This is a genomic window from Longimicrobium sp., from assembly GCF_036280135.1.
Classification (GTDB): Bacteria; Gemmatimonadota; Gemmatimonadetes; order Longimicrobiales; family Longimicrobiaceae; genus Longimicrobium.
In genome coordinates, this window is the sequence record NZ_DASURI010000440.1 from 1 (window position 1) to 4,613 (window position 4,613).

A 4,613-nucleotide genomic window follows, 5' to 3' on the forward strand; every position below is an offset into this window, starting at 1 on the left:
CACGTCCTCTCTTTTTGCCTCCGCGTGAGCCGCGTTCCCTCGCGTGCGCGAGAGACGCGGCAAGCCGAGGATCAGATCGGCTTGGCGAGGCGGATGACGGTGGGGGTGCGCGCCAGCAGGCGGGCCAGGGCGCGGCGCTCGTTGCGCCAGGCAAGATCGTAGTCCACCGCCGTCTGCGTGGGCGTGGTGAAGGAGGTGGCGACGACGGGGTCCACCGGCTGGCCCTTGCGGCGCACCTCGTAGTGCAGGTGCGGGCCCGTCGCCAGGCCCGTCGATCCCACGTAGCCGATCACGTCGCCCTGCTGCACGCCCTGGTACGGGCGCACGGCGATGCGCGACAGGTGGGCGTAGCGCGTGGCGTAGCCGTTGGGATGCTGCACCTCCACCATGTTGCCGTACCCGCCGCGCACCGCCGCGTACGACACGCTGCCGTCCGCCGTGGCGTACACGGGCGTGCCCTGCGTGGCCGCGTAGTCGATGCCCGTGTGGGGCAGCACCTGGCGCAGGATGGGATGCATGCGGTCCAGCCGAAAGCCCGACGTCACCTGCAGGTGCGACAGCGGTCCCGTCCACGGCCGCTCCTCCAGCGAGCTGCCGAAGGCGTCGTAGTAGCCGGGCTGGTCGCCGTGCTCGTAGAAGAACACGGTGTGCAGCCCGCCCGCCACGGCCGCCTGCGCCGCCAGCACCTGGATGGCCCGCGTGCTGCCGTCCGGCCGCCGCACGCGCTCGTACGCCACCTTGAGCCGGCCGCCGCTCTGCAGCGCCCGGCCCTGCAGGATGGGGAGGAAGATCTTGTCCAGGTGGCGGCCCACCATCTCGCGCTCCGACTCCGACAGGTCGCTGGCCACGGTGGCCAGCGCCTCGCGGAACGTGCCGCGCGCGAACCCGCCGATGAGCAGCGTGTCGATGTGCACGGGCGTGGCGTGCGCCGACGGCAGCGTGAACAGGGACGCCTGCTCCACCGGCAGCCCGGCCTGCGGGTCCGCCAGGGCCGCGCTCGAGGCGAACGCCAGCCCCAGCGCCGCGATGACGGCAACGGCCAGCTTGGGCGGATCGTGCCGCCGCGGCGGTGTGTGGCGACGAGTCATGCGATGAGACGAAAAGGGCTCCCGCGAGGTGCGGGTCCCGGCACCGATCCACGGATGTGTGGGAGAGGCATGAAGATAAACGACGTCCGCGCCCGTGGACAAGGGTTTCGGCGAGCCGCGACAACGTGGTCCGCCCCCCGCTGTCATTCTGAAGGAGGCGCCGTCGTGATCCATCCCGGTCTGGAGGGCGCCGAGTGAAGAGTCTGGTCGCGCCGCGCACGGCCCTCGCCCCTGCACGAACCCCACGCGCGCGAACTCAGCGCGCGGGCGGGATCACGCACTCCGGCGACCAGATTCTTCGGCCGGCCGGCGCCGGATGCATCGCGCCCCGGACGGACCGAGACGGCGCCGAGCGACCTCAGAATGACAGTATGTTGAGGAACAGAAACAGATTCTCGCGATCCCCGATGCGTCATCCTGAGGAGCCGCCGCGCGGTTTCCGCTCGCGCAGGACCATGGCGGCGACGAAGGATCTTGCCTGCATGACTCGAAGCCGGCTTCCGTCCGTGAAAGTCGGCTTCGAGTTTCGCACACAAGATCCTTCGGGGCCACAGGGACCCGGCGCAGGCAAGTTCCACGCGGGCCCCTCAGGATGACGCTTTTCGAGGGAGAACGAGAAACGGCTTCTCGTTCGGCGCCCGTGCTCGCCTCAGTTCGGCTTCTTGAGGCGGCGAAAGCGGTGGGAGGGCTTGATCTCGGCGTTCAGGTAGGCGCCCTTGCTGTCGGCGTCCTGGAACTCCTCGTACTCGTCGTCCTTTACGTCCAGGTACTGGTACACGCCGCCGTTGCGGAACTCCACCTCCAGCACCCGCGCCGAGGGATCGTATCCCACGCTGCGCAAACTCGAAGAATCCAGCCGTTCCCGTCTCACGCGACACCTCCGCGATTCGTAAACGTTCACACGTCCCGCGCCGGCAGCGGAACGCGCCGGCGCTCTCACCGGGGGCGTCCCTGCAATCTGCTTGCCGGTGTGCACGCTGTACACGGTGTTCAGCGTGGACGGTGATGTTTACACCTGATCCGCGGCGTGGTTGCCAGGACGCGGGAAGGCGAGGATCGGCGGATGCGGATCAGCGCCCCGCGTCCTCTGCCGTGACGACGCGATGGGGTGGGGCGGAGACGACGATGGGCGGCAGCGCGTCCAGCCGCCGGACGAGCGTGGGCCGATCCGCATCCACCATCCGCTGATCCCCAGCGTCGGGGCCCAGCGCGGCAACGGCGGCGGCCACCAGCGCGGCCACGACGGCGAGCAGGATGGCACGCGGCAGGGTCACGATCGTGCCGTGCGAGGCGTTGAAGGCGGGGACGAGCATGGCCGGGCGGGGCTGACGGTGGGCGATGACGGTGGCTGGCGATTCCCTGTTCCCTGTTCCCTCTTCCCTACACAACGGAACTTGGACCCGCGCGGGCCGGGTATGATCCATCGTGGTTTCCCCCCGAACCCTCCCCCCGGAGGAAAGACGACCCATGACGCCGATCCGACGGCTCTGCATTGCCCTGGCCGCCCTCGCGATTCTTCCCGCGGGCGGGCTGCGCGCGCAGGGCATCATCATCCCCGACCGCTGCGACGACTGCCGGCTTCCCGGCCGCGGCGCGGGGCTGCCCGTGGAATCCATCACCTTCGAGACGACGGTCGAGGGGCAGGTGGCCACCACGCACGTCACGCAGGTGTTTCGCAACGAGACGCGGCAGGTGCTGGAAGGCACGTACTTCTTTCCCCTGCCGGACGACGCGTCCATCAGCGAGTTCGCCATCTGGGACGGCGACCGGCGGCTGGCGGGCGAGGTGCGCCCGCGCGAGGAGGCGCGCCGCATCTACGAGGACATCGTGCGCCGCGTGCGCGACCCCGGCCTGCTGGAGTACGCCGGGCCCAACCTGTTCCAGGCGCGCATCTTTCCCATCCCCGCGCGGGGCACCAAGAAGCTGGAGCTCACCTACACGCAGGTGCTGCGGGCCGAGAACGGCACCGTGGGCTACCGCTACCCGCTGGGCACGGGCCGCAACGCGGCGCCCGTGGAGCGCTTTGCCGGGCGCGTGACGCTGCGGGCCGGCGGCGGGCTGCGCAGCATCTACTCGCCCACGCACGAGGTGGACGTGCGCCGCACCGGCGACCGCGCCACCGTGAGCTTCGAGCAGGACGCCCGGCGCGAGCGGCGCGACTTTGCCCTGTTCTACGCGCTGGACCGAAGCGACGTGGCCATGTCGCTGTTCACCTACCGCGAACCGGGCAAGGACGGCTACTTCCTGCTCCTGCTCTCGCCCAGCGACGACCAGGCGCGGCGCGAGTACCCCGCCAAGGACGTGGTCTTCGTGGTGGACGTGAGCGGGTCCATGGAAGAGACGGGGAAGATGGAAAAGGCACGCCGCGCCCTGACCTATGGCGTGCGGGGGCTGAACCCGGCGGACCGCTTCAACATCATCGCCTTTTCGGGCGAGACGCGGCTGATGGAAAGCGGCCTGATCGCCGCGGACGAGGCGGGGCGGCGGCGTGGGACGGAGTTCGTGGAGGGGCTGCGGGCGCGCGGCGGCACCAACATCAACGACGCGCTGCTGGAGGCCATGCAGCAGTTCCCCCGGACGGGGGACCGCCCGCGGCTGCTCGTCTTCATGACGGACGGCCTGCCCACGGTGGGCGAGCAGGACGTGGAGCGCATCGTCCGCAACGTGTCGCAGGCGCGGCGCGACGGGCTGCGGCTGTTCACGTTCGGCGTGGGATACGACGTCAACACGCGGCTGCTGGACCGCGTGGCGGCGGAGAACGGCGGAACGGCGGACTACGTGGCGCCGGAGGAGGACCTGGAGGTCAAGGTCAGCACCTTCTTCGACAAGGTGAACCACCCCGTGCTCACGAACCTGGCCCTGGACCTGGGCGAGGTGCGCACGGACCTGGTGTATCCGCGCGCGCTGCCGGACCTGTTCAAGGGAACGCAGCTGGCGCTCGTGGGCCGCTACCGCAACGAGCGTGACCTGGCCAGCGTCACCATCCGCCTGAGCGGCGAGGCCAGCCCGCGGCGCACGTACACGTACCCCAACGTGCGCTTTCCCCTGCGCGACGAGCGGCACGACTGGGTGCCGCGCCTGTGGGCCACCCGCCGCGTGGGATGGCTGATGGAGCAGATCCGCAGCCACGGCGAGAACCGCGAGCTGGTGCAGGAGGTCACGGACCTGGGGACCCGGTTCGGCATCGTGACACCGTACACGTCGTTCCTGGCCCTGGAGCCCGGCGCGCAGGCCGTGCAGCCGCAGGATTTCGGCGGCCGGCCCAGGCCCCGCGTGCAGGGCGCGCCGCTCTCGTCCCCCTGCTCCCTCCGGCCGCCGTGTCCGCGCGGGCGCTGGCGGTCATGGTGCTGAGCGGGGACGAGACGCTGGGGCGCTGGCTCGGCGAGCGCGTGGACACCGCGACGCTGGCGCGGATGGAGGACGTCCGCGCGGGCGCGCTGCGCGCCCTGCGGACCGAGGTCGCGCCCGCCGTGCAGCAGGCGAGGAGGCGTTGCGCCTCGCGGCTCGTGCGCGAGGCGGCCCGCG

General features: G+C 71.0%; 5 protein-coding genes. 2 read left to right on the top strand and 3 right to left on the bottom strand.

Features of this window, described 5'->3' with window-relative positions:
* Positions 1 to 71: 71 nt before the first annotated feature.
* From VFZ20_RS14180 to VFZ20_RS14190, 3 genes are all read right to left on the bottom strand, one after another.
* The gene (locus tag VFZ20_RS14180) at positions 72 to 1,088 is read right to left on the bottom strand and encodes a M23 family metallopeptidase (RefSeq protein ID WP_329684553.1); all 1,017 of its coding nucleotides are present in this window, start codon (positions 1,086 to 1,088) and stop codon (positions 72 to 74) included.
* A gap of 649 nt (positions 1,089 to 1,737) precedes the next feature.
* The gene (locus VFZ20_RS14185; RefSeq protein ID WP_329684554.1) at positions 1,738 to 1,959 is read right to left on the bottom strand and encodes a KTSC domain-containing protein; all 222 of its coding nucleotides are present in this window, start codon (positions 1,957 to 1,959) and stop codon (positions 1,738 to 1,740) included.
* A gap of 199 nt (positions 1,960 to 2,158) precedes the next feature.
* Entirely contained in the window at positions 2,159 to 2,401 is a 243-nt protein-coding gene (locus VFZ20_RS14190; RefSeq protein WP_329684555.1) for a hypothetical protein, read from the bottom strand.
* 154 nt (positions 2,402 to 2,555) lie between these two features.
* On the opposite strand from VFZ20_RS14190, the gene VFZ20_RS14195 reads away from it, so the two are divergent.
* Positions 2,556 to 4,439: a VIT and VWA domain-containing protein gene (locus VFZ20_RS14195; protein ID WP_329684556.1), complete on the top strand. Its 1,884-nt coding sequence runs from the start codon at positions 2,556 to 2,558 to the stop codon at positions 4,437 to 4,439.
* On the top strand, positions 4,406 to 4,613 hold a 208-nt coding region (locus VFZ20_RS14200; RefSeq protein WP_329684557.1), incomplete at its 3' end, for a hypothetical protein. The genes VFZ20_RS14195 and VFZ20_RS14200, both read left to right, overlap by 34 nt.